This window comes from Bradyrhizobium sp. BWC-3-1, assembly GCF_032917965.1.
GTDB lineage: Bacteria > Pseudomonadota > Alphaproteobacteria > Rhizobiales > Xanthobacteraceae > Bradyrhizobium > Bradyrhizobium canariense_D.
This window is the reverse complement of the sequence record NZ_CP136625.1, coordinates 6,045,406-6,068,674: the sequence shown is the minus strand read 5'-3', so window position 1 is coordinate 6,068,674 and position 23,269 is coordinate 6,045,406. Positions and strand designations below refer to the sequence as shown.

23 protein-coding genes are annotated in these 23,269 nt (G+C 63.7%); 9 read left to right on the top strand and 14 right to left on the bottom strand.

Going from position 1 to position 23,269, the window contains the following annotated elements; all coding sequences use genetic code 11:
- Positions 1 to 463: 463 nt before the first annotated feature.
- The 9 genes from RX329_RS29450 to RX329_RS29410 form a co-directional block, all read right to left on the bottom strand.
- Positions 464 to 1,111 carry a hypothetical protein gene (locus RX329_RS29450; RefSeq protein ID WP_085362401.1) on the bottom strand — a complete coding sequence of 216 codons (648 nt, stop codon included), beginning with the start codon at positions 1,109 to 1,111 and terminating at the stop codon, positions 464 to 466.
- Positions 1,112 to 1,181: 70 nt separating this feature from the next.
- On the bottom strand, positions 1,182 to 1,382 hold the full coding sequence (locus RX329_RS29445; protein WP_007608336.1) for a hypothetical protein: 201 nt from the start codon (positions 1,380 to 1,382) through the stop codon (positions 1,182 to 1,184).
- Between the two features lie 183 nt (positions 1,383 to 1,565).
- Positions 1,566 to 2,972, bottom strand: coding sequence for a hypothetical protein (locus tag RX329_RS29440; protein ID WP_085385855.1), 1,407 nt, complete (start codon positions 2,970 to 2,972; stop codon positions 1,566 to 1,568).
- Positions 2,973 to 3,246: 274 nt separating this feature from the next.
- Complete coding sequence (locus RX329_RS29435) at positions 3,247 to 4,032, bottom strand: fumarylacetoacetate hydrolase family protein (protein ID WP_204510720.1); 786 nt, start codon at positions 4,030 to 4,032, stop codon at positions 3,247 to 3,249.
- Positions 4,032 to 5,051 carry a 2-dehydropantoate 2-reductase gene (locus tag RX329_RS29430; protein ID WP_085362402.1) on the bottom strand — a complete coding sequence of 340 codons (1,020 nt, stop codon included), beginning with the start codon at positions 5,049 to 5,051 and terminating at the stop codon, positions 4,032 to 4,034. The genes RX329_RS29435 and RX329_RS29430 overlap by 1 nt, the downstream gene beginning before the upstream one ends.
- A 103-nt stretch (positions 5,052 to 5,154) precedes the next feature.
- On the bottom strand, positions 5,155 to 5,580 hold the full coding sequence (locus RX329_RS29425; RefSeq protein WP_018458573.1) for a CBS domain-containing protein: 426 nt from the start codon (positions 5,578 to 5,580) through the stop codon (positions 5,155 to 5,157).
- Between the two features lie 174 nt (positions 5,581 to 5,754).
- Positions 5,755 to 7,077 carry an oxalate/formate MFS antiporter gene (gene oxlT, locus RX329_RS29420; protein ID WP_018458574.1) on the bottom strand — a complete coding sequence of 441 codons (1,323 nt, stop codon included), beginning with the start codon at positions 7,075 to 7,077 and terminating at the stop codon, positions 5,755 to 5,757.
- Between the two features lie 255 nt (positions 7,078 to 7,332).
- The gene (oxlT, locus tag RX329_RS29415; protein WP_026233613.1) at positions 7,333 to 8,619 is read right to left on the bottom strand and encodes an oxalate/formate MFS antiporter; all 1,287 of its coding nucleotides are present in this window, start codon (positions 8,617 to 8,619) and stop codon (positions 7,333 to 7,335) included.
- Positions 8,620 to 8,870: 251 nt separating this feature from the next.
- Positions 8,871 to 9,008: a hypothetical protein gene (locus RX329_RS29410; protein WP_018458576.1), complete on the bottom strand. Its 138-nt coding sequence runs from the start codon at positions 9,006 to 9,008 to the stop codon at positions 8,871 to 8,873.
- Between the two features lie 278 nt (positions 9,009 to 9,286).
- Between RX329_RS29410 and RX329_RS29405 the strand changes: the two genes are divergently transcribed.
- Positions 9,287 to 10,618, top strand: coding sequence for an Hsp70 family protein (locus RX329_RS29405; RefSeq protein WP_018458577.1), 1,332 nt, complete (start codon positions 9,287 to 9,289; stop codon positions 10,616 to 10,618).
- Between the two features lie 39 nt (positions 10,619 to 10,657).
- Here RX329_RS29405 and RX329_RS29400 read toward each other — a convergent pair whose 3' ends face one another.
- The gene (locus RX329_RS29400) at positions 10,658 to 11,101 is read right to left on the bottom strand and encodes an SRPBCC family protein (protein ID WP_026233614.1); all 444 of its coding nucleotides are present in this window, start codon (positions 11,099 to 11,101) and stop codon (positions 10,658 to 10,660) included.
- A 398-nt stretch (positions 11,102 to 11,499) separates the two neighbouring features.
- Between RX329_RS29400 and RX329_RS29395 the strand changes: the two genes are divergently transcribed.
- From RX329_RS29395 to RX329_RS29385, 3 genes are all read left to right on the top strand, one after another.
- Entirely contained in the window at positions 11,500 to 11,709 is a 210-nt protein-coding gene (locus tag RX329_RS29395) for a cold-shock protein (RefSeq protein WP_007593324.1), read from the top strand.
- Positions 11,710 to 11,806: 97 nt separating this feature from the next.
- Entirely contained in the window at positions 11,807 to 12,049 is a 243-nt protein-coding gene (locus RX329_RS29390; protein ID WP_026233615.1) for a hypothetical protein, read from the top strand.
- A gap of 54 nt (positions 12,050 to 12,103) precedes the next feature.
- On the top strand, positions 12,104 to 12,328 hold the full coding sequence (locus RX329_RS29385; protein WP_026233616.1) for a hypothetical protein: 225 nt from the start codon (positions 12,104 to 12,106) through the stop codon (positions 12,326 to 12,328).
- A 64-nt stretch (positions 12,329 to 12,392) separates the two neighbouring features.
- Here the strand turns inward: RX329_RS29385 and RX329_RS29380 are convergent, their stop codons facing one another.
- The 4 genes from RX329_RS29380 to RX329_RS29365 form a co-directional block, all read right to left on the bottom strand.
- Complete coding sequence (locus RX329_RS29380; RefSeq protein ID WP_007608360.1) at positions 12,393 to 12,575, bottom strand: hypothetical protein; 183 nt, start codon at positions 12,573 to 12,575, stop codon at positions 12,393 to 12,395.
- Between the two features lie 373 nt (positions 12,576 to 12,948).
- A complete protein-coding gene (gene frc, locus RX329_RS29375) occupies positions 12,949 to 14,226 on the bottom strand; it encodes a formyl-CoA transferase (protein WP_018458582.1) in 1,278 nt (425 codons plus the stop codon).
- Between the two features lie 64 nt (positions 14,227 to 14,290).
- Complete coding sequence (gene oxc, locus RX329_RS29370) at positions 14,291 to 16,024, bottom strand: oxalyl-CoA decarboxylase (protein ID WP_007608367.1); 1,734 nt, start codon at positions 16,022 to 16,024, stop codon at positions 14,291 to 14,293.
- 78 nt (positions 16,025 to 16,102) lie between these two features.
- Positions 16,103 to 16,795: a GntR family transcriptional regulator gene (locus RX329_RS29365; protein ID WP_162496371.1), complete on the bottom strand. Its 693-nt coding sequence runs from the start codon at positions 16,793 to 16,795 to the stop codon at positions 16,103 to 16,105.
- 348 nt (positions 16,796 to 17,143) lie between these two features.
- Here RX329_RS29365 and RX329_RS29360 point away from each other — a divergent pair, with 348 nt between their 5' ends.
- The 5 genes from RX329_RS29360 (at position 17,144) to RX329_RS29340 (ending at position 23,230) form a co-directional block, all read left to right on the top strand.
- A complete protein-coding gene (locus RX329_RS29360; protein WP_018458584.1) occupies positions 17,144 to 19,273 on the top strand; it encodes an acetate--CoA ligase family protein in 2,130 nt (709 codons plus the stop codon).
- Between the two features lie 61 nt (positions 19,274 to 19,334).
- A complete protein-coding gene (locus RX329_RS29355; RefSeq protein WP_018458585.1) occupies positions 19,335 to 20,177 on the top strand; it encodes an IclR family transcriptional regulator in 843 nt (280 codons plus the stop codon).
- A gap of 103 nt (positions 20,178 to 20,280) precedes the next feature.
- A complete protein-coding gene (locus tag RX329_RS29350) occupies positions 20,281 to 21,249 on the top strand; it encodes a tripartite tricarboxylate transporter substrate binding protein (protein WP_317244739.1) in 969 nt (322 codons plus the stop codon).
- Positions 21,246 to 21,731, top strand: a complete 486-nt coding sequence (locus tag RX329_RS29345; protein WP_317244738.1) for a tripartite tricarboxylate transporter TctB family protein — start codon at positions 21,246 to 21,248, stop codon at positions 21,729 to 21,731. Before RX329_RS29350 ends, RX329_RS29345 begins: the two co-directional genes overlap by 4 nt.
- On the top strand, positions 21,731 to 23,230 hold the full coding sequence (locus tag RX329_RS29340; RefSeq protein ID WP_018458588.1) for a tripartite tricarboxylate transporter permease: 1,500 nt from the start codon (positions 21,731 to 21,733) through the stop codon (positions 23,228 to 23,230). Before RX329_RS29345 ends, RX329_RS29340 begins: the two co-directional genes overlap by 1 nt.
- The last annotated feature ends 39 nt before the right edge of the window (positions 23,231 to 23,269 follow it).

Below are 23,269 nucleotides of genomic sequence, written 5' to 3'. Positions count from 1 at the left end.
TCCCCGGGGAGCGATGCACTATTGCCCCCGTCGCCCCGCAGATGGCTGATGCAAGCGCCCGGTCGGGCAGCACGCATCACCACAGGACTTGACGCACAGACCCCGGGCGTCAGGACCACACGACTTCGCCGTCCGCGCACGTCCTCGCTGGGTCTTCGGGAGCTGGCGTGTGCTCGCACCCGAAGCCATGCGAAGACGCTGTCGGCGCCGTGTCGTAGGCGCGAAAGCCTGTGCTCACGGTTTCCCGCCCTGCAAGGCTCGCCGCGCCCGACGCCGTCGCGTCCATCGCTGCCCCACCCGCGGTCCGTGACGATCGCGATCCGCCCCTTGTCCCGGGTCAGGGTGTGTCGTAGGTGCGCCAAATCCGAATTTCGGCAAAGTGGAATATTTTGGCAGACGGGGATTGACAGGCGGCGCGCGAAATTTGTGCGGCTGTTTTGCCCGACGGGCGAACCCTGCCGGGCTATTCCGTCGACAGCCGCACCATCTGGCGGCCGCCGTTCATTTCCTTGAGGCTGTTGACGAAGTTTTCGGGGCGCTGCCAGCGGTAGGGGACCTTCAATCCCATGTACTCGGCGATGTCGCCGATGAAGCCGGTGCAATTGGTGGTCTCGGCGTTCCAGACCGGCGAGCTCGCCTGCAATTTCTTGATATAGGCAAACACGCGCTTGGCGTCGGCTTCGTTCAGATATACGCGGTAGTTCGCGGTCAGATACTCCGGGTCGAGATCGCCGTAGCTCGCGCCGGTCTCCGCCGGCACCCAGGTGAGGTGACCAAGCACATAGGCCCAGGTGTCGCCGGCGGGCGTGAGCCCTGCCACTTCGACGGCGCGCTCGCTGGTCTTGCCGTACCAGACGAAGGCGTGGCCCCAGCTCGCCGCCGTGCGGGCGCGGAAATCGACGTAGTACGGACCTTGTTCCGCGCGCGCGACCGGGCGCCGGGTCGATGGCGCCGGCCGTGATACGGTGTCGGTCGTGGCAAGCGCGTTTGCGTCAGCAACGCGCTTGTTCGCTTCGTGGGCCGAGGCCGAAGGTGTCGTACACGCGAGCATGGCCGCGAGCGCGAATCCCGCAAGGATGCAGGGTCCCGATCGATCAGGTTTGTTCGTCACGCTGTGCCCCTCGACTGTCGGCCACTCACGCAGAGTCTACGCTTGCTTCTGCGGGTATTTCGCTAACGCGTCAGTAGCGCGCTGCGACGGGGCCGGGCGCCTTGCCGATCGGGGCCTTTCCAACCGGGCTCTTGCCAATCGGCATCTTGCCGATCGGCGCCTGCTCCGAATAGACGGGAACGGGCTGCCGGCGCGGCAGATCCGCGGCATTCGCGACCGTTACCAGAGCAAGCGTAGCACCCACGACAAATACAATCTTCTTCACAGTCATACCCCTAGAAGGTTTGGTCCAAACACGGCACCGCCGTGCCCCCAGACACGCCTCACAGAAGGGCGGCCGAATGCGTCCACAGTGCGGCATCGGCGCGACATGTTGGCGGCATCTGCCGGCCGCGCGGAGATGTGATGTGTCTGAATGTTTCGGCGCGCTCTGCCCAGCCTACGCGACTCGGCCTCACCCGATCCGGTTCAGGCTGTTCCTGATCGTCGAGAAGATGCCGCCGATGTCTTTTCGCAAACCGTCGAGCGCGTTGAAACTGTCGAAGATGCGGGCGAGGCGGTCTTCGACCTCGCGTTTGCTCTTGGTCAGCGCGTCGACGCGCGAGGCGAGGGTGACGTCGCCGTTTGCCTCGATCTCGCCGACGGTTTTGGCGAGGAGGTCGTGCGTCGTGCCGACGTCCGCGATCATGGCCTCGATTCCGAACACGGGCGCCTTCAGCGGGACGAGGTCAGCCTGCGACTTCGACAGCTCTGTCTTGAAGGCGTTCAGCGTCGCCAGCGTTTCCTGTAACGCACCGAGGCGCTGGCGCGACTGGAGAACAAAATCGTTCAACGCATTCTGGCGGTCGGCAAGCGTCTTGCCCTCGGCGTCGATCTCGACACGGGCGAGCGAGCGTTCGAGCTGGGCCCGGCGCTCGCCGAGCTCTTCGAAGTCGAGCCCGATGCCTTTCAGGATGTGGAAGCTGTCGTCGATGCGGGCCAGGCGCTGCTCGATCTCGATCTTGTTCTTCGACAGCGTCTCGACGCGGGCGCCGAGCGGTGCTTCGCCGCCGGTTTCGAGCTCGTCGACGCTCTTGGCGAGGCGCTCATGGCTGAGGCTCAGCTCGCCGATCAACGCATTGAGGCCAGCGTCCGACGCGCGCAGCGGCACCAGCTCAGCGTGGGACTTCGCTAGATCGTCCTTGTACTGGTTCAGGGTCGCAAAGGTGTCCTGGACCGCGCCGACCCGGGACAGCAGCGTCGATACGTCGCCCGCGATGTCCTTGAGCCGGTCGGCGAGGTTGTTCTTGCGGTCGTCGGTCTCGAGGTCGTGCAGCGAGCGTTCGAGCTGGTTCTGGCGGTCGCGGATCTCAGTGAAAACCGGCTCGACCGCGCGGCGCTGCTCGGCGATCTTGCCGACCATATCGCGCAATTCCTGCTGGCGGCGGCGGATTTCGGCGAGCTGGTCGTGCATGTCGGTGGATTCGTTGCGGCCCCGCTGCAGCAGGGCGCGCTGCTCGGTCTCGCCCAGCTTGTCGTGCAGGGCGGAAACGGCCTCCCGGGGATCGCTCTCGATCAGGTGCTGGACGGTGGCGTCGAGGTGGTTCTGCAGGGCGTGGGCGACGACCACGTCCTCGCGGGTCTTCTTGAGGCGGTCGCGCAATGTGTCGAGGCGCCGGTCCTGGCGCGAGAGCCGCCAGGCGGAGGCGCCGATCAGTGCCAACGCCAAGGCCAGGATCGCGCCGGTCGCAACACGCTGCGGGACGGGCAGGCCTCCGAACCAGGCAGGCAGGTGGCCGACATCGTAACCGAGCGCCTGCTGGGCGAAGATCGCGATGGCAGTGAGCAGAACAAACCAGGCAACCAGGAAAAACAGCCACATCGTGACTTCCTCACGCCGGCACATTATCGCCATAATTGCTATTGGAGAGCGGAACCGAGATCAAGGGCGGCGGGAGCTTGCTGGATAGGTCCGGCCTCACGATCCACGGCTGAATGCGTCAGCCGATCGGTGGAGGGGGAGAGGCGCGTTTCCCGTGTTGGGGGCAGACGTTCAGCGCGCTGGTCATGCCCGGGCTTGTCCCAGGCATCCACGCGCCTCCGCGCCAACAGAACGTGGATGGCCGGGACAAGCCCGGCCATGACGGAGAGAGAAGCTACAGACGAAACTCGTTGGTCAGCTCGCCGATGCCGTCGATCGCGACGGTCACAATGTTCACCGGCTCTTTCATCACGCCGACGCCGACCGAGGTGCCGACGGCAATGAGGTCGCCGGGGAGCAGGGTCATGTCGTGGGAGATCCTGCTGACCAGCTCCTGCGCGGTGAAGATCATGTCCGATATCGGATAGTTCTGTCGCTCCGCACCGTTGAGGATGGTGCGGACCACCAGCCTGACCGGATCGAGACCGGTCGCGATGACGGGGCCGAACGGGCCGTAATCGTCGATGCCTTTGGCCCGTGCCCATTGCGGGAAGGTCGGGTCGCTGGTCAGGATGTCGTTGGCGGTGATGTCGTTGACGCAGGTGTAGCCGAAGATGAAGCTGTCCGCTTCCGCCGGTGACACCCGGGCACAGGTCTTGCCGATGACGATGCCGAGCTCGCCTTCATACGTGGTCTTGCCGTCGTAATAAGAGGGACGGCGGATCACCGCGCCTGGCGTCGTAATGCTGGTGGTGGCCTTCAGGAGGTAGAGCGGCTCCGGTGGCTCGGGCTGGTTGAGCCTGGCCGCGAGTGCATGAAAATTGTTCCAGAGCGCGACGATCTTGCTGGGCACGCAGGGCGCGAGCAGTTCGACCTCCGACAGCGCCAGCGTCTTGCCGGTGGCTGCATGGCGGCCAAACATCTCGCCCTCATGGACGCTGATACCCGACGACGTTAGCGTGCCGAAGCCGGTCGCACCGCTATTCCGGAAGCGGAGCCATTGTTTGATCTCGCCAGCCATCACGCCACCGCCAGTGCGCGCGGATCTGATGGGGTCGAGATGCCGTCGTAGAGACCGGCAATGCGGGCGCGCTGGGTCACCATCGCCAGCACTGAATCGAGCGCGGGGGTGGCGACGCCGGTGAGGCGACCCATCTCCTGCACGACGGTGACGAGCGGGTCGATCTCCATCGGGCGGCCGCGCTCGAGATCCTGGAGCATCGAGGTCTTGTGCGCGCCGACCTTGCGCGCACCTTCGATGCGGCGCTCGACGTCGACGCGGAATTTGACGCCGAACGTTTCGGCGATCCCTTGCGTCTCCATCATGATCGCGCGCGACAGCGCGCGGGTGGCCGGATCGGTGCAGATCACGTCGAGCGTTGCATGGGTGAGTGCGCTGATCGGGTTGAAGCAGACATTGCCCCAAAGCTTGAGCCAGATCTCGTCGCGGATGCGGTCGAGCACCGGCGCCTTCAGCCCGGCTGCGACGAAGAGATCGGCGAGGCGTTGCACGTCCGGGGTGATCTCGCCGGAGGGCTCGCCGAGCGGAAAGTTGTTGCCGTAGACGTGACGGATCACGCCGGGCGCCTCGATCTCGGTGGCGGGATAGACGATGCAGCCGATGGCGCGCTCGGGGCCGATTTCGCGCCACTGCCGTCCGCCGGGGTCGATGCTCTCCAGCGTCGAATTCTCGTATTGGCCGCCGTGCTTGTAGAAGTACCAATAGGGGATGCCGTTGACGGCGGTGACGATGCGGGTGTGGGGTCCGAGCAGCGGCTGCATTGTCCCGATCACGCCGGTGATCGAGTGCGCCTTCAGCGTGATGATGATGTAGTCCTGCACACCGAGCTCGGCGGGATCGTCGGTGCAGCGCGGATGCACGGTGTGCTTCTCCTCGCCCGCGAGCAGCGTCAGGCCGCGCTCGCGCATCGCGGCAAGGTGCGCGCCGCGTGCGACCAGGCTGACGTCGGCGCCCGCGCGCGCGAGCTGAACCCCGAGATATCCGCCGATTGCGCCGGCGCCGTAGATGCAGATCTTCATGGAATCCTCGCGAAGCAGCGGAAGCTGGATTTCGGGACGAAAGATCCGGTCCGGCTCGGAAGGTCCGAGCCGGGGACGGTAGTCGCAGGGGAAGTGAGACGCTTTAAGCTGCTTGCGGCGTGCCGTTGATCGCTTCGTCCACGAAGGAGGCGATGTCACGCATGCTGATGACCGAGACGAGGCTGTAATCGTCGATGACAGGCAGGTGCCGGATGTGATTCCGGTTCATCAGATGGCGGACGTGCTCGATCGTGTCGTTTGAGGTGCAGGATACGAGCTGCTGCACCGAGACGAGCTGCGAAACCTTGACGTTGACGGCATTGGCGCCGTGCTCGGCGACGGCGCGCACGACGTCGCGCTCGGTGAACATGCCGACCGCGGTGTTACCCTCGGAGCGGACCACGTCCTTCACCACAAGTGCGCTGATATTGTTGGCGCGCATCAGCTTGGCGGCGATACCCACCGTTTCGTTCATTCGCACCGTGACAACGCGCGGTGTCTTCTTGCGCAGAATGTCTCCGACCAGCATTGCAACCTCCCTGGGTGAATGATGCGGCAAGTGTGGTATACATAATGCCAATCGTCAAGCACTCGATTTGGCTGTTCCGAAAAATCTTGAGGCAACAATGCTGACGTTTGCCGTGAGCCAAAAAGAAAGAGGCGCATCGCTGCGCCCCCTGTCTCACCGTGCAAGGAGTGTTCGTTATGCCGTCTCGGTCTTGGCGTTCCCCGTCGCGGCGTTGGCGCTCTCGGCTTCCTTGCCGAGGATGAAGGAGCGGCGCATCGGCTTGATCACGAACAGCGCCGTCAGGGCCGCCGTCGCGTTCAGCGCGACTGCGACCACGAACACGGCCTTCCAGCCATACGTGGCCGAGATCACGCTGGCGAGCGGAACGAGCAGGGACGCGGTCCCCTTCGCCGTGTAGAGCATGCCGTTGTTGGTGGTTGCGAACTTCGAGCCGAAGGTGTCGCCGCAGGTCGCTGGGAACAGCGAGTAGATCTCGCCGAACACGCCGAAATAGACCGCGGTGGCGAGCACGAAGACGACAGGGACGTGGCCATAGGCCGACAGCGTCAGCAGCATCAGCGCGGCGGTGCCGAAGGCGATGAACATGGTGTGCTCGCGGCCGATCGTGTCGGAGACGAAGCCGAAGAACGGCCGTCCGAAACCGTCGAAGATGCGGTCGAGCGAGATCGCGAACGTCAATGCCGCCATCTGGAATCCGGCGAGCGTGACCGGCGTGTCGGCGATCTTGAAGTCGTGTGCGATCGGGGCGATCTGCGCCGCGGTCATCAGGCCGCCGGAGGCGACCATGACGAACACGAGATACATGACCCAGAAAATAGGGGTGCGCAGCACCTGGGGCGGGGTGAAGTCGATCTTGGTCTGCGGCAGATTGAGCTGCTTCTTCTTCGGCGGGATCGAGATCCGCGGCGGCTGAATGAAGAAGGCGAGCACGAAGACGATCACGCCCTGGCCGATGCCGAAGGTGAGGAACGCGTGCTGATAGCCGCTCGTTGCGATCATGGCTGCGATCGGCACGACGGTGAGTGCAGCGCCTGCGCCGAAGCCGGCGGCAGTCGCACCGGCGGCAAGGCCCCGGCGATCGGGAAACCATTTCAGCGCGTTGCCGACGCAGGTGCCGTACACGGCGCCCGCGCCCATGCCGCCGATGATCGCGGCCGCGTAGAGCAAGGTGAGGCTATCGGCATAGGAGTTGAGAATCCACGACAGCGCGATCATGACGCCGCCGAACATGATGACGATGCGCGGGCCGTATTTGTCGACGAACCAGGCCTCGATCGGCACCAGCCAGGTTTCGGTGACGACGAAGATGGTGAAGGCGAGCTGGATCGCGGCGCGTCCCCAATGGTGCGCGTGATCGATCGGATCGACGAACAGGGTCCAGCCATATTGCAGGTTGGCGATCATCGCCATGCAGACGATGCCCATGACCAGCTGGAGCCAGCGGAAACCTGTGCGGAGAGGCGCGGCCGTGACAGCGCCATCGGTGCTGGAAATCATCAAGAACCTCCCAAGCGCCTGTCTGGTTCGACACCGGTCGCAAGATGACCTGATGTCGCAATATTGTGGCTTATCGTCGCAAGCGCGGTGGCGACCTTGGTATACCATATTCCAGATTGCAAGCCCTATCTTGGCGCGCGCCTGAAAATTTGCGGAATTCCTTTAGGGACGGCGGGTTCACGAAAACGTCGCGCACAACGAAAACGCCCGGCCGCGAGGCCGGGCGTTTTGCGCGAGAAGCGCTTTTGGAGCGCGTCAGACGGTCGATTGCGCGACCACGACCTTGCGCCAGGGCTTGAGCACCGCGATCGCCAGCGCCGAGGCCAGGATGTTGGCGCCGGCTGCGATGATAAACACGTTGTCCCAACTGCCCGACGACTGCTGCATGTAGTTGCCGATCGGGACCAGCAGCGCGGCCGTACCCTTCGCGGTGTAGAGCAGGCCGGCATTGGTGGTCGCGAACTTGGCGCCGAACGTGTCGGTGCAGGTCGAGGGGAACAGCGAGTAGATCTCACCCCAAGCGAAGAACACGAAGCCCGAGAGCAGCACGAACCAGAGCGGATCGTGGCCCCAGAGGTAGAGCATCCAGATGCCGATACCTTCCATGCCGAAGGCGATGAACATCGTGTTCTCGCGGCCGATCATGTCGGAGATCCAGCCGAAGAACGGACGCGTCAGGCCGTTGAGCACGCGGTCGATCGTGGCCGCGAAGGTCACCGCGGTCATCGTCACCGCCATCAGCGTGACCGGCACGTTGTCGATCTTCCAGTCCGCCGCGATCGGCTTCAGGTTCGCCGTCACCATCAGGCCGCCAGCGCCGACAATCACGAACATGAAGTACATCAGCCAGAAGATCGGCTGACGCAGCACCTCGGTCGGCTGGTAGTTGCGCCGGGTCTGCTGCAGATTGGCGTTCACGACCGCGTTCGGCACCTGACCTGCTTTCGGCGCGAGCAGGAAGAAGGCGAGGATGCAGATGATAATGCCTTGTCCGAGGCCGAAATAAAGGAAGGTGGTCTGGAAACCGCTGTCCTTGATCATGGCCTGGATCGGCGCGACGGTCAGCGCGGAGCCCGCACCGAAACCAGCGGCCGTGATGCCCGCGGCAAGACCGCGCTTGTCCGGAAACCACTTCAGCGCGTTACCGACGCAGGTGCCGTAGACGCCGCCGGCGCCGATGCCTGCGATGATCATGCCGAGATAGTAGCCGTTGAGCGTGGTCGCCTCCGCGTTGATCGCCCAGCCGGCGGCACAGAGCACGCCGCCGACCAGCACCACGATGCGCGGACCGTATTTGTCGACGAACCATCCTTCGATCGGCACGAGCCAGGTCTCGAACAGCACGAACAGCGTAAAGGCCCATTGGATCGACGCACGATCCCAGCCGAACTTCTTCTGGATGTCGGGGACGAAGAACGTCCAGCCGTATTGATAATTGGCGATCATTACCATCGCCGCGACGCCAACTGCCAATTGCGTCCAGCGATACGTGTCGCTAACGCGCGCGGCTGTCGGGGCGGTTGCTTGCACCATGTCCGTCATAAAGCCTCCCGTGGCGCCTCTCATTTTTCTGCGAGCGCTGGAACGGCATTCTTGTATGCATTATGCCAAGCTTCAAGCGCTGGTCCGGTCACCGTGCGCAAATGCCGCAGGACCTTGCCCGGTTGCGGCTGTGACTCAGGACAGCACAAGTAGAAATGGCCCCGTGATCCGGGGCCATTCATCAAAAGTAGTATGCGGACTGATCTAAAACCGTCTCCCGCTGCGCGCGCAGGCGCGGGCGGCTGTCCGGCCTACAGGCCAAAGCGCGGCAGGTCGCCGTTGTGATTCGAGATCTCGGCGCTCGCCATCAGGAGGCGGTCGATCGTTGCCATCAGGCGGGCGAACAGCGTGGAGGAGGGCGCGAGAGCGACGGAAGCGGTCTTGGACATCGGAAATCCCTTTCTCGAGACGGTCAGTAGTGCTGTCTCATTTCGAAAGGGAATTTATGTATACCAGATGCCAATGTCTATGCATGCCATTGCATAGCAGCATTTAGCTCTTCGCATTGCAGCATAATAATCAGTTAAATGGGCCGATTTGAGCGGGATATGCCCAAAGCCGGCCGAAACTGAACCATTTGACCGTCGATATCCAAAAACGGAGCCTTGGCAGCGGCACATGAAGCCGTTAGTGGTCTGCCCCCTCCAATCATCTGTCAGAGTGGTTCATGTCGAGCGCCTCGCCCGCCGTCTCGATCGGCATCGATTTTGGGACCAGCAACACGGTCGTGGCCCTTGCGGCGGACGATCGCCGGGTCGAGGCCATCCGCTTCGACCATGGTGAGCAGCGCCACAGCGTCTTCGTGTCAGCGCTGTGCTTCTGGGAGGACCGGCCGGGAGCCGGCGCCCAGGCTGAAGGCGGCCCGTGGGCGATCGAGCAGTTCCTGGAAGGACGCCATGTCTACCGCTTCCTCCAGTCGTTCAAGACCTTTGCCGCAAGCTCCAGCTTCAACACCACCCAGGTGTTCCGGCAGCGCTACAAGTTCGAGGATATTTTGGCGGCGTTCCTGCGGACGCTGGCGCGGCATGGCGGCGATAAATTCGGCTTCGAGACGTCCACCATTACAGTCGGTCGCCCCGTCCGCTTCGCCGGGGGCAATCCCGACGAAGCCCTGGCGATGCAGCGCTACCGGGCCGCGTTCGAGCGCCTCGGCGCCGGCCACGCCCGCTATGTCTACGAACCCGTGGGCGCGGCGTTCTCCTTCGCCCGCCGGCTGGAGCGCGATGCGACCGTGCTGGTCGCGGATTTCGGTGGCGGCACCAGCGATTTCTCGGTGATGCGGTTCTCGCGTGCCGGCGGCGCCTTGCGCGCCGAGCCGCTCGGCCATGCCGGCATCGGGATTGCGGGCGACACCTTCGACTACCGTATCGTCGATCACGTCGTCTCGCCGCGGCTGGGCAAGGGCTCGAGCTTCCGCTCGTTCGACAAGGTGCTGCCGATCCCCACCGGCCACTACACTAATCTCGCGCGCTGGCATCAGCTCGCGATGATGAAGAGCAACGGCGACCTGCGCGAACTCCGGGAGCTTGCGCGCACCGCGGTGAAGCCGGCTCTGCTCGAGGATTTCATCACCATCGTCGATCTCGACCTCGGCTTTGCGCTGTACCGCGCGGTGTCCGACGCCAAGGTCGCGCTGTCGGCCCAGGATCAGGTGGAGTTCCGCTTCAAAGGAGGCGGGGTCGATATCGGCTCGACTATCACGCGGAAGAATTTCGAAGCCTGGATTGCCGACGACATCGCGAGGCTCGGGGCCACCGTCGACAAGGTGCTGGGCGAAGCCGGCATCACCGCGCGCGAGGTCGAGAAGGTGTTTTTGACCGGCGGCACGTCTTTCGTGCCGGCCGTTCGAAAACTGTTCGCCGAGCGGTTCGGCAACGAACGGCTGATGTCGGGCGATCAGTTCGAGTCGATTGCGTACGGCCTTGCTTTGATCGGACACAGCCCGGACCCGGACCGCTGGACCGCAAGCGGCGGGCTCCAGTCGAGGGCGGGCGCGTAGCCTACGGTCACGCGGCCGCCCCTAAGTCGCGTCCGATCGCTATTGCTTGATCTCAGGCTCGACGAGCTTCGCCAGATTGCGCAGCGATTCCTGCCAGCCGAGATAACAAGCCTCCGGCGGGATGACGTCGGGGATGCCGGCCTGCGTGATATCCAGCTCGGTGCCTACGGATACTTTCTTCAGGATCACGGTGACCTGGATCTCTCCCGGCAGATTGGGGTCGTCGAACCTGTCGGTGTAACGGAGACGTTCGCCGGGGACGAGCTCGAGATATTCGCCGCCGAAGGCGTGGCTGTTGCCCGTCGTGAAGTTACGGAACGACATCTTGAACGTGCCCCTGACCTTCGGCTCGAAATGATGGACGGTGCAGGTGAAGCCATTCGGCGGAAGCCATTTTGCCAACGCATCCGCCTCCAGGAAGGCGCGATAGACTTTCTCCGGGCTGGTCGTGAGAACGCGGTGCAGGCGGACAGTGCTGGGCATGATCATTCTTCCTCATGAATCGCCGGGCTCGACGTGGGCGTCTACTGCCCGTTCATGTCCAGATGACGAAGGAGATGCTGCCGATCCGACGCGGCGTCTCGATTTTTTTTGATGGATCCACGCATGGGGCGCTCGGCAGCCTTCGAGAGCAGCTCGCCGGGGGGCGAAAGATGAGCGCTGAATAGCGCGCGTCCTGCACCTACCGCCGGGCTCCCGAGCCGTTAAATTCCGTCAAGCCTTGCAAATGGCGAGGATGAGGTATACGTTGAGGCTGTTCGTTCAGCCGCTGTGCCTTGTTGAATGCGCCCGCGGGCTCCTTTTCCATAGACATCGACGAATAGAATTTGTTCTGCGTGACGATCACGCGGAACCTGCGCGTATGCGCTTTGGAGAAGAAAATGACGACAGGTACTGTAAAGTGGTTTAACGGCCAGAAGGGCTTTGGATTCATTCAGCCGAACGACGGCGGCAACGATGTGTTCGTTCACATCAGCGCGGTCGAGCGGGCTGGTCTTGCAGGTCTCGCTGAAGGCCAAAAGGTCAACTTCGAACTCAAGACCGACAAGATGCGGGGCAAGGTCAGCGCTGAGAATCTCTCGCTGGCCTAAGCCTTGGTGCCGTTTCACGGATGTACTGAAACGGCCATGCCACCCGCTCGATCCCAGGATTGAGCGGGTTTTTGTCCGTTGCAGAGCAGGGTGAATAATGAGCGCCAAGAGACCGGCCGAACCGTCACCCGAAAGCATCGCGCGTTCTAACCGTCAGCGTTTGGCCGCTGAGGAAGGCGCGCGGGCGATGGTGGACGTTGGAAAGCAAGCCGTCGATGTTCGCAAGAACATGGCGCGGCTTCGAGAGCTGCGCCAGGCCAAGGAAGCGGCAGACGCCGCCCTTCAGGCGTCGCTGCCGCCGCCCGTCCCGACGAAGCGCAAGAAGAAGGTGACGCCATAACTGGCTTCCATTGCGCCGAGGACAATTTGGAGAAGGCCGATCACATGCCAAAGAGTGCGGGTCGTGCCTAGAATAAAGTCGGATGGCGGTGGCACCATCACCTTCTTTCTCGCGCTTGGCGCGGGACGACAGATGTGCCGTCTTGCGACGACGTTCCTGACGCAGAAGCAGGCTTTCAGTTATCTTCGCAAGAACCGGACCGAGTTCGAGCGCATGGCGCGGGCGCAGCTCGCTTCTGGTGCAGTCGAAGACGGAATCGTCGTGCTCTCGATGCTGTAGACCAGGCGGATTTCGGCGCCCCGCCTTTAGCGGAATTCGCGGTCGGAGTCTGGGATCGTCGTGCCTATTCGGAGCCGCTTCCCGGCTTCGCCTCCCGGGCCAATCGCTCCGCTTTCAGCCGTTCGCGATTCTCGTTGAAGGAGTTCTGGTCCTTCGCATAGTCATTGATCGGCTTCTGCGTTGTCGCAGGCTTGAACGCCTTGTTGGCTTCACGCTTGGCGCGATCAGAGGATTGATCTTTCGACATTTAAGCCCTCAATTTGATCAACGAGCGTGGTCCTGGCGAGTGCCGGACGCGACGCCACCCGTGCCCGAACTGAAAGGCCGACTTGCCATCCTCGGAAGCGAAGGCGACCAGTTCTTCAGCGTGGGGCAGGGTCTTTGCGAGGCGTGCTGCACTCGCCGTGGAGATGGCATGCTGGCATTTCCGGCATGCTCGCATTTCCGGGAGCACACCGGTCGAGGGAGCAACGGCCGGCCACCGCATCTGTTCCTCGCGAACCAATCTTTAATCCAGCCTTGGCGGCGCGGCAAGCGCGCCGATCGTGCGATGCAGCCTTTGCGCGCCAACAAAAAGGCCGCCGAAGCCGGCGGCCTTTCGCGTCGTGAGATAAGCCCGCTTATTCGGCGGCCTGCTTCTGCGGCGGATCGAGCGCGCCGGACTTGTGGATATCGGCGACCTGATGGTCCGAGAAGCCCAGCACGGTGCGCAGGATCTCGTCGGTGTGCTCGCCGAGCAGCGGGGATCGCTCCACCTCGCTCGGGGAGTCCGACAGCTTGATCGGGTTGCCGACGGAGATGTACTTGCCGCGGGTGGGGTGGTCGACCTCGACCACGGTGCCGGTCGCGCGCAGCGACTGGTCCTCGGCGATCTCCTTCATCGACAGGATCGGGCCGCAGGGAATGTCGTCCTTGTTGAGGATTTCCATCGCCTCGAACTTCGTCTTCGTCATCGTCCATTGTTCGATGCGGCCGAAGATCTCATTCAGGCGCGGCAGGCGGACGGCCGGCTTGGCGTAGTTCGGATCGGTCTTCCAGGAGGGCTCACCGATCACGTCGCAGATCTTCTCCCAGACCGGGGCCTGGGTGATGAAGTAGATATAGGCGTTGGGATCGGTCTCCCAGCCCTTGCACTTCAGGATGCGGCCGGGCTGGCCGCCGCCGGAATCGTTGCCGGCACGCGGCACGGCATCGCCGAACGGAATGCCTTCGCCGAACTGGCTGTATTCCTTGAGCGGACCATGGGCGAGGCGCTGCTGGTCGCGCAGCTTGACGCGCGCGAGATTGAGCACGCCGTCCTGCATCGCGGCGGTGACGCGCTGGCCCTTGCCGGAATGGGTGCGCTGATAGAGTGCGGTGACGATGCCGAGCGCCAGATGCAGACCGGTGCCGCTGTCGCCGATCTGCGCGCCGGTCACGAGGGGCAAGCCGTCGCGGAAGCCGGTGGTGGAGGCGGCGCCGCCGGTGCACTGGGCGACGTTCTCATAAACCTTGCAGTCCTCGTATGGTCCGGGACCAAAGCCCTTAATAGAGGCGACGATCATCTTCGGGTTGATCGCCTGGATCTTCTCCCAGGGGAAGCCCATGCGGTCGAGCACGCCGGGGCCGAAATTCTCGACCAACACGTCGCACTTCTTGATGAGCTCGGTGAGGACTTCCTTGCCCTTGGGGTTCTTGGTGTCGAGCGTGATCGAGCGCTTGTTGTGGTTGAGCATGGTGAAATACAGGCTGTCCACATTCGGGATGTCCTGCAGCTGGCCGCGGGTGATGTCACCCACGCCCGGGCGCTCCACCTTGATCACGTCGGCGCCGAACCATGCGAGCAACTGCGTGCAGGTCGGCCCGGACTGGACGTGGGTGAAGTCGAGAATGCGAACGCCCTCGAGCGCTTTTGTCATCGTGTTGCTCCGTACTCTGATCTACCCCTGCACCCGCAGGGACCTTGTGGGTTGACGGGGATGCTTACTTCTTCTTCTGCAGAACGCTCTGCGGATTGAGGTTGCCGATGCGGCCGCTCTCGGAACCGGCGGCCGGATCGATCACGGCGTTGATGAGCGTCGGCTTGCCCGAAGCCATGGCCTCGTTGACGGCGCGCTTGAGCTCGTCCGGTGAGGTGGCATTGACGCCGACGCCGCCGAAGGCTTCCATCATCTTGTCGTAGCGGGCGCCCTTGACGAACACCGTCGTCGCCGGATCGGCGTTGGCGCCGTTGACGTCGGTGCCGCGATAGATGCCGTCATTGTTGAAGATGACGACGCAGATCGGCAAATTGTAGCGGCAGATGGTCTCGACCTCCATGCCGGAGAAGCCGAAGGCCGAGTCGCCTTCGACCGCGAGCACGGGATGGCCGGTCTCGAGAGCAGCCGCGATCGCCTGGCCCATGCCAATGCCCATCACGCCCCAGGTGCCGACGTCGAGACGCTTGCGTGGGCGATACATGTCGATGACGCCGCGGGCGAGGTCGAGCGTGTTGGCGCCCTCGTTGACGAGGATCGCCTCGGGATGATCCTTGATGACGTTTTTCAGCACGCCGAGCGCGCCGTGATAGTCCATCGGCGATTTGTTGTTCATGAGCTTCGGCGCCATCTTGGCGACGTTCTCTTCGCGCTTGGTCGAAATCGCCTTGGTCCATTCGGCAGGCGGGGCGGTCCAGCCCGAAGCCATCGCCTGGTTGAAGGCGGAGACGACCGAGCCGATGTCGCCGACGACGGGCGCGACGATCTCGACGTTGGAGTCCATCTCGCGCGGTTCGATGTCGACCTGGATGAACTTCTTGGGCGCTTCGCCCCAGTTCTTGCCCTTGCCGTGCGAGAGCAGCCAGTTCAGCCGGGCGCCGATCAGCAGGACGACGTCGGATTCCTTCAGCACCGTCGAGCGGGCAGCGCCTGCGCACTGCGGATGGGTGTCTGAGAGGAGACCCTTGGCCATGCTCATCGGCAGGAAGGGGATACCGCTCTTCTCGACGAAGGTTTTGATCTCCTCGTCGGCCTGCGCGTAGGCCGCGCCCTTGCCGAGGATGATGAGAGGGCGCTTTGCGCTCTTCAAAACATCAAGCGCGCGCTTGATCGAAGCGGGCGAGGGGATCTGCGCGGGAGCCGCGTCGATTACCTTGACCAGCGACTTCTGGCCGGCATCGGCGTTCATCACCTGGCCGAACAGCTTTGCCGGCAGGTCGAGATAGACGCCGCCCGGACGGCCGGAGACGGCAGCACGGATGGCACGGGCAAGACCAATGCCGATGTCCTGGGCGTGCAGCACACGGTAGGCTGCCTTGCACAGCGGCTTGGCGATCGCGAGCTGGTCCATCTCTTCATAGTCGCCCTGCTGGAGGTCGACGATCTCGCGCTCGGAGGAGCCCGAGATCAGGATCATCGGGTAGCAGTTGGTGGTGGCGTGGGCGAGCGCGGTGAGACCGTTGAGGAAGCCGGGCGCGGAGACGGTGAGGCAGATGCCGGGCTTCTTGGTGAGGTAGCCGGCGATGCCCGCCGCATAACCGGCGTTCTGCTCGTGGCGGAACGAAATCATGCGAATACCGGCCGCCTGCGCCATGCGGCCCAAATCCGTGATCGGGATGCCCGGCACATTATAGATGGTGTTGATGCCGTTCAGCTTGAGCGCGTCAATGACGAGATGAAAACCATCCGTCAATTCCTGCTCGGTGCCCGGTGCTTCGGACTTGGTCGCGGTATTCAGCATGGGCCTTGTCTCCCTGGTCTCAAGATGCCGTTTCAGGCTTTTGGGGGCGATGCCTCGCCCTTTGGTGAACGTTGCCGGCTAGAAGAGTTCCTGACCATGCGCTTCGACGTAAGCGGCAAGGCCAAGGGTGTGATCGCGGGCGCGCTTCTCGGCGAGCTCGGTATCGCGCGCCTCCAGGGCTTCGATCATGCCGAGATGCTCGGGAAGCGACGTCGCGGTGCGGTCCTTGCGTCCGATGGTCAATTGCCGATAGCCACGCACATGCAGCAGCAAGTCGTTGGTGAGATCGACCAGCACCGGTGATTCCGACAGCGAGATCAGCGCCTGGTGGAAGGCGATGTTGGCGCGCGAATATTCCTCGACGTGATCCTCGGGCAGGCGATCCTTGCCAAATTCCTTGAAGTAGTCGCGCAGCGCCGTGATGTCTTTCTTGCGCGCTGTGGCGGTGATGAGGCGAGCCGCCATGCTCTCCAGCGCCGCCCAGGCGCGGATCATGTCGACGATCTCGCTCTTGGTCCTTCGGACCACCATGATGCCGCGGCGAGGAACCGTCTTCACGAAACCGTCTTGCTCTAGCATCGCGATGGCTTCGCGGATCGGCGTGCGGCTCACGCCGAGGCGCTCGGACAACGCGCGCTCGTCGAGCATGACGGGTTCGGGCGTCGAGTAGATGTCCATCTTGAGGATGGCTTCCTTCAAGGCGTCATACGCCTTGTTCTTGAAGCTCGACTCCGGGGCAATACGAACGATTGCGATATCTGCCTCGGCCATGTTCGGCAACGCCTTGGTTGGTTTCCGCAGTGACACGACGAATCTCCTCCAGTGGGAGTCGTCTTTTACAGGATTATTAACGGGAAAGTTTTTGGCATACCAAATACCAGAATGTCAAGCTGCCTATTTTTTGCAGCGTTCTAAGGTGCGCTGCAGCTTGACAAGTTGGCTTCTGGCATACCAAATGCCATCGCCAGCCATTTTTGATCCAAGCCGGCGGAGTAATCTCGGCTTTATGCCACTCCGTTCCGCGACATGGAACAGAGCGCGGCGAATGGAAAGCATCACGGGCAGCCGCAACGCGCGCGCGCTTTGAGAACGCAAGAACCAAGGTCAAGGGAGAGCCACATGTCCAATTCCAAAGATGCCGTCCGCAAGGTGCTTGACCAGGTCAAGGCGGACAAGCGCACCAGCCTGACCGCGCCGGAAGGCAAGCTGGTCTGCGACGCCTACGGCATTGCGGTGCCGAAGGAGGGTGTGGCGAAGTCGGCCGGCGAGGCCGGCAAAATGGCCGCCTCGATGGGGTTTCCGGTGGTGATGAAGATCGTCTCGCCGGACATTCTCCACAAGACCGAAGCCGGCGGTGTCATCGTCGGCCTCAAGACGGCCGAAGACGCCGAGAAGGCCTACGAGACGATTCTCTCCAACGCCAGGAAGTACAAGTCCGATGCCAAGATCGAGGGTGTCCAGGTGCAGCAGATGCTGGCCGGCGGCACCGAAGTGATCGTGGGGTCGATCACCGACGCCTCGTTCGGCAAGCTGGTTGCCTTCGGCCTCGGCGGCGTGCTGGTCGAAGTTCTGAAGGACATAACCTTCCGCCTCGCGCCCGCGACCAAGCAAGATGCGCTGTCGATGCTCGACGGCATCCAGGCGCATGAGATTTTGAAGGGCGTTCGCGGTGGCGAGCCGGTGAACCGCACCGCGCTTGCGGATGTCATCGTCAAGGTCTCGCAGCTCGTCACGGATTTCCCCGAGATCGTTGAGCTCGATCTCAACCCGGTGTTCGCGACGGCCAAGGACGCCATCGCGGCCGACGTCCGCATCGTCGTCGACTTCGCTTACGTGCCCAAGCCGAAGCCGCGCCCGACCGAAGAGATCGTCGCGGCCATGAGCCGCATCATGCAGCCGAAGGCGGTTGCAGTGGTCGGCGCTTCAGCCGAAGACGGCAAGATCGGCAATTCCGTGATGAAGAACCTCATCAACGGCGGCTACAAGGGCGACATCTACCCGATTCATCCCAAGGCCGCCGAGATCCTCGGCTACAAGGCGTATAAGAGCGTCAAGGACGTGCCCGGCGTGATCGACACCGCGGTGTTCGCAATTCCCGCGAAGTTCGTGGCCGCGGCGCTCACCGAATGCGGCGAGAAGAAAATTCCCGGCGCGGTTCTGATTCCGTCGGGCTTCGCGGAAGCCGGCGCGCCGGAGCTCCAGGCCGAGATCGTCGAAGTCGGCAAGAAGTACGACATCCGCCTGATGGGACCGAACATCTACGGCTTCTATTATACGCCTGCCAACCTCTGCGCGACCTTCTGCACCGCCTATGATGTCAAGGGCCACGCGGCACTGTCTTCGCAATCGGGCGGCATCGGCATGGCCATCATCGGCTTCTCCCGTTCGGCCAAGATGGGCGTGTCGGCGATCGTCGGCCTCGGCAACAAGTCCGACATCGACGAGGACGATCTGCTCGCCTTCTTCGAGCAGGATCCGAACACGAACCTGATCGCGCAGCACTGCGAAGACCTCAAGGACGGCCGCGCCTTTGCGGAAGCCGCAAAACGCGTCTCCAAGAAAAAACCGGTCATCGTGCTCAAGGCCGGCCGCACCTCCGCCGGTGCCAAGGCGGCCTCGTCGCACACCGGCGCGCTCGCCGGCAACGACAAGATCTACGAGGATGTCCTGGCCCAGTCCGGCGTGATCCGCGCCCGTAGCTTGCGGCAGCTGCTCGAATTCGCGCGCGGCGTGCCGGTGCTGCCGACGCCGAAGGGCGAGAACGTGCTGATCATTACCGGTGCAGGCGGTTCGGGCGTGCTGTTGTCGGACTCCTGCGTCGACAACGGCTTGTCGCTGATGTCGATGCCGCCGGATCTGGATGCGGCCTTCCGCAAGTTCATCCCGCCGTTTGGCGCGGCCGGAAATCCCGTGGACATCACCGGCGGTGAGCCGCCGATCACCTACGTCAACACCGTAAAACTCGGCCTGACGGACGAGCGCATCCACTCGCTGATCCTCGGCTACTGGCACACCATCGTCACGCCGCCGATGGTGTTCGCCCGCAACATGGTCGAGGTGAAGAAGGAGATGGAGGCCAAGGGCTTCGTGAAGCCGATCGTCGCCTCGCTCGCCGGCGACGTCGAGGTTGAGGAAGCCGCCGAATATCTCTACCAGAACGGCATTCCGGCCTATGCCTACTCGACCGAACTGCCGGTCGAGGTCCTCGGTGCCAAGTACAAATGGGCGCGCGGAGCAGGGCTGCTCTGAGCCGACGATGCCGCTTCACCTCTCCCCGCGCGCGGGGAGAGGTGAGAACAGTCAGGTCGCGATGGGCAGGAACGTGATCCGGCGCAAATCGATCGAGCCCCGATCGCCATCGGCGGCCGATCACGACGCGCGCGACGGCGGCGTGCAGTCCGTCGATCGCGCGCTGTCGATCCTCGAGACATTGTCCGAAGACGACGAAGGCTATCGCCTCAGCGATCTCGCCGTCCGCACCGGGCTCTCGGCCTCGACCGTGCATCGCCTGCTGGCGACGCTGGAAAGCCGCCGCTTCGTGCAGTTCGACCGCGCCGAATCCAAATGGCATGTCGGCGTGCGCAGCTTCACGGTGGGCGCGAGCTTTGCGCGGCGGCGCAATTTCAGTGCCCAGGCCATTCCTTACTTGCGCAAGCTGCGTGATCTTACCCGCGAGACCGCCAATCTCGCCGTGGTCGACGACGAGTTCATCATCGTGCTGACCCGGATGGAGAGCCGCGAGATCATGCGCTCGCTGACCCAAGTCGGCGGCCGCGTTCCGATGGTGACCTCCGGCGTCGGCAAGGCGGTGCTCGCGACCTATTCCGACGAGGACGTCGGCGCCGTCATCCGCCATCACGGCATGCCACGCCTGACCGAGAAATCGATCGTGCGGCCGAGCGACCTGTTCAAGGAGCTCGAAAAGATCCGCAAGCAAGGCTACGCGCTGGATGATGAAGAGGCCTGCATGGGCCTGCGCTGCGTTGCAGCGGTGGTCTACAACGCCTGCGCCGAGCCGCTTGCTGCGATTTCGGTGTCCGGCATGACCAGCCGGCTGACCGATCAGCGGTTACCGGAAATCGGGCAAATCGTCCGTGATGTTGCCGCCGAACTGACGGCAGCGCTCGGCGGGGCAATTCCGACGCCCCGCTAATCGGAAACCGGGGGTATGTCACTGGACAGTGTCGGCCGTTTTGGCTGATATGCGACCAAACGACACGATGCGGCAAACGTCCGCATGAGCCCGGAGACGTCCCATGTTTCAACTTCCCGCGCGCCTCGTCGGCGCAGCCGTCGCGCTGACCCTTGCGGCAGCCACGCCGGCCTTTGCCCAGCAGCTCGAGCTCAAGCTGATGGCACCTGCGGCGCCGGGCGGTGGTTGGGACCAGACCGCGCGCTCGATGCAGCAGGCGCTGGTCGCTGCCGGCGTCGCACGCAGCGTGCAGGTCACCAACGTTCCCGGCGCAGGCGGCAGTGTCGGCATCGCGCAGTTCGTCAACGGCGCCAAGGGCGACGGCAACCAGCTGATGGTCAACGGCTTCGTCATGGTGGGCGCGCTCGCCATGAACAAATCACCCGTCACGCTCGAGCAGGTGACGCCGATCGCGCGCCTCACCGAGGAAATCCAGGTGATCGTGGTGCCGGCGAATTCTCCGATCAAGACCGCGCAGGATCTGGCCGCAGCGGTGAAGGCCGACATCGCCAAAGTGACCTTCGCCGGGGGCTCGGCCGGCGGCGTCGATCATGTGATGGCAGCATTGTTCGCCGGCGCCGTCGGCGCCGACGCGAAGAAGATCAACTACATCCCGTTCTCGGGCGGCGGCGAGTCGCTCGCCGCCATTCTCGGCGCGAAGGTCACTGCCGGCATTTCCGGCCTCAGCGAATATGATGGGCAGATCAAGTCGGGCAAGCTGCGCGCGATCGGCGTGACCTCGGAGAAACGCATTCCAGGCAGCGACATCCCGACCTTCAAGGAGCAGGGCATCGACCTCGTGATCGCCAACTGGCGTTCGGTGGTCGCGCCTCCCGGAATCACGCCGGAGCAGCGCAAGACGCTGAGCGACGCGGTCGAGAAGATGGTGAAGTCGGACGCCTGGAAAGACATTCTCAAGCAGAAGGGCTGGGAGGATGCCTATCTCGGCGGCGACGGCTTCGCCGACTTCCTGAAGAAAGAAACGGTGCGTGTGACGGACGTGCTGAGATCAGTCGGCCTGGTCAAGTCATGACCTCAGGCGATCCCGTCCAGCCACCGCGGCGCGTCGATCGCGCCGGCGTCGTCATCGCCGCGCTGCTCGCAGGTCTTGCCGCGGTGCTGGTCTGGGACGCGCGCGGCCTGCAATCGACCACGATGTACGGGATGGGGCCGGAAGCCATGCCGGTCGTGATCGCCTCCGGCCTCGCGCTGCTCGCGATCGGCAATCTCATCGACGCGCTGCGCGGCGGTCTGCCAGCGCGCGAGAGCGCAGATCCCGTGCCTGTGGTCTTGATCCTCGCCGGCCTTGCGCTGCTGATTGCCATCATCGGCTTCGGCGGCGGGTTCATCCTGGCGACGTCGGCGCTGTTCGTCACGACCTCGGCAGCATTTGGGCGCCGGGCCGTCCTCGTCGATTCCGCCATCGCCCTCGTGATGTCGACCCTCATTTACCTCGCGTTCGACCGGCTGTTGACGTTGAGCCTTCCCGCCGGCCCCCTGGAGCGACTGCTGTGATGGAAACTTTCGCCGCGCTGGCCCACGGCATGGCGGTCGCCGTCCAGCCGATGAATCTCCTCTACGCCCTGATCGGCGTGTTCCTTGGCACCGCCGTGGGCGTGCTGCCCGGCATCGGCCCGGCGTTGACGGTCGCGCTGCTGCTGCCGGTGACGTACAAGCTCGATCCCGGCGGTTCGCTGATCATGTTTGCCGGCATCTATTACGGCGGCATGTATGGCGGATCGACTACGGCCATCTTGATCAACACGCCCGGCGAGAGCGCCTCGATGGCGACGGCGCTCGAAGGCAACAAGATGGCCAAGGCCGGCCGCGGCGGACCGGCGCTCGCGACCTCCGCGATCGGCTCCTTCGTCGCGGGCACCATTGCCACCATCGGGCTTGCCTTTCTCGCGCCGTGGTTGGTCGATTTCGCCGTGCGCTTTGGTCCGGAGGATTATTTCGCGCTGATGTGCGTCGCCTTCGTCACGGTGTCGGCGACCTTCGGCGATTCCCCGATCCGCGGCCTGACCAGCCTGTTTATTGGTCTGACATTAGGTCTCGTCGGTATAGACAAGCTGACCGGTCAGGCGCGGCTTGCGTTCGGGGTGCCCGAGCTGCTCGACGGCGTCGAGGTGACGACGCTCGCGGTCGGCCTGTTCGCGGTGGGCGAGGCGCTCTACGTCGCATCGCGCCGCCACCACACCGAAGAGAAGCTCGAGCCGGTGCGCGGCTCGCTGTGGATGACCAAGGAAGACTGGAAGCGATCGTGGAAGCCGTGGCTGCGCGGCACCATGTTCGGCTTCCCGATCGGTGCGCTGCCTGCCGGCGGCGCGGAGATCCCGACTTTCCTGTCCTATTCCTGCGAGAAGCGACTGACCAAATACCCCGAAGAATTCGGCAAGGGCGCGATCGAAGGTGTCGCAGGACCGGAGGCCGCCAACAACGCTTCGGCTGCCGGCACGCTGGTGCCGCTCTTGACGCTGGGATTGCCGACCTCGGCGACGGCCGCGATGATGCTGGCGGGCTTCCAGCAATACGGCCTCAACCCGGGGCCGCTGCTGTTCGCCGAGCGGCCCGACCTCGTGTGGGGCCTGATCGCGAGCCTGTTCATCGCCAATTGCATGCTGCTGGTGCTCAATCTGCCGCTGGTTGGCCTGTGGGTGCGGCTGCTGGCGATCCCGCAGCCGTGGCTCTATGCCGGCATCCTCGTGTTCGCGACCATGGGCACCATCGCCGCAAAGCCGTCGGTGGTCGAACTGTCGATGCTGGCCGGCTTCGGCGTGCTCGGCTTTCTGATGCGGCGGTTCGATTTTCCGATCGCGCCCGTCGTGGTCGGCCTGATCCTCGGCCCGATCGCCGAGAGCCAGCTGCGTCGCGCGCTCGCGATCAGTCTCGGCGATCCCATGACGTTGCTCCAGAGCCCGATCTCGGCGACGCTGCTTGCGCTGGCGTTCATCGCGCTGCTGGCACCCTTCGTGCTGAAAGGGATGGGACGCTTCAAGGCGAACGAGGACTAGCCATTCCGCCGCGAGCGTCTTCTAATGTTACGTTCATCT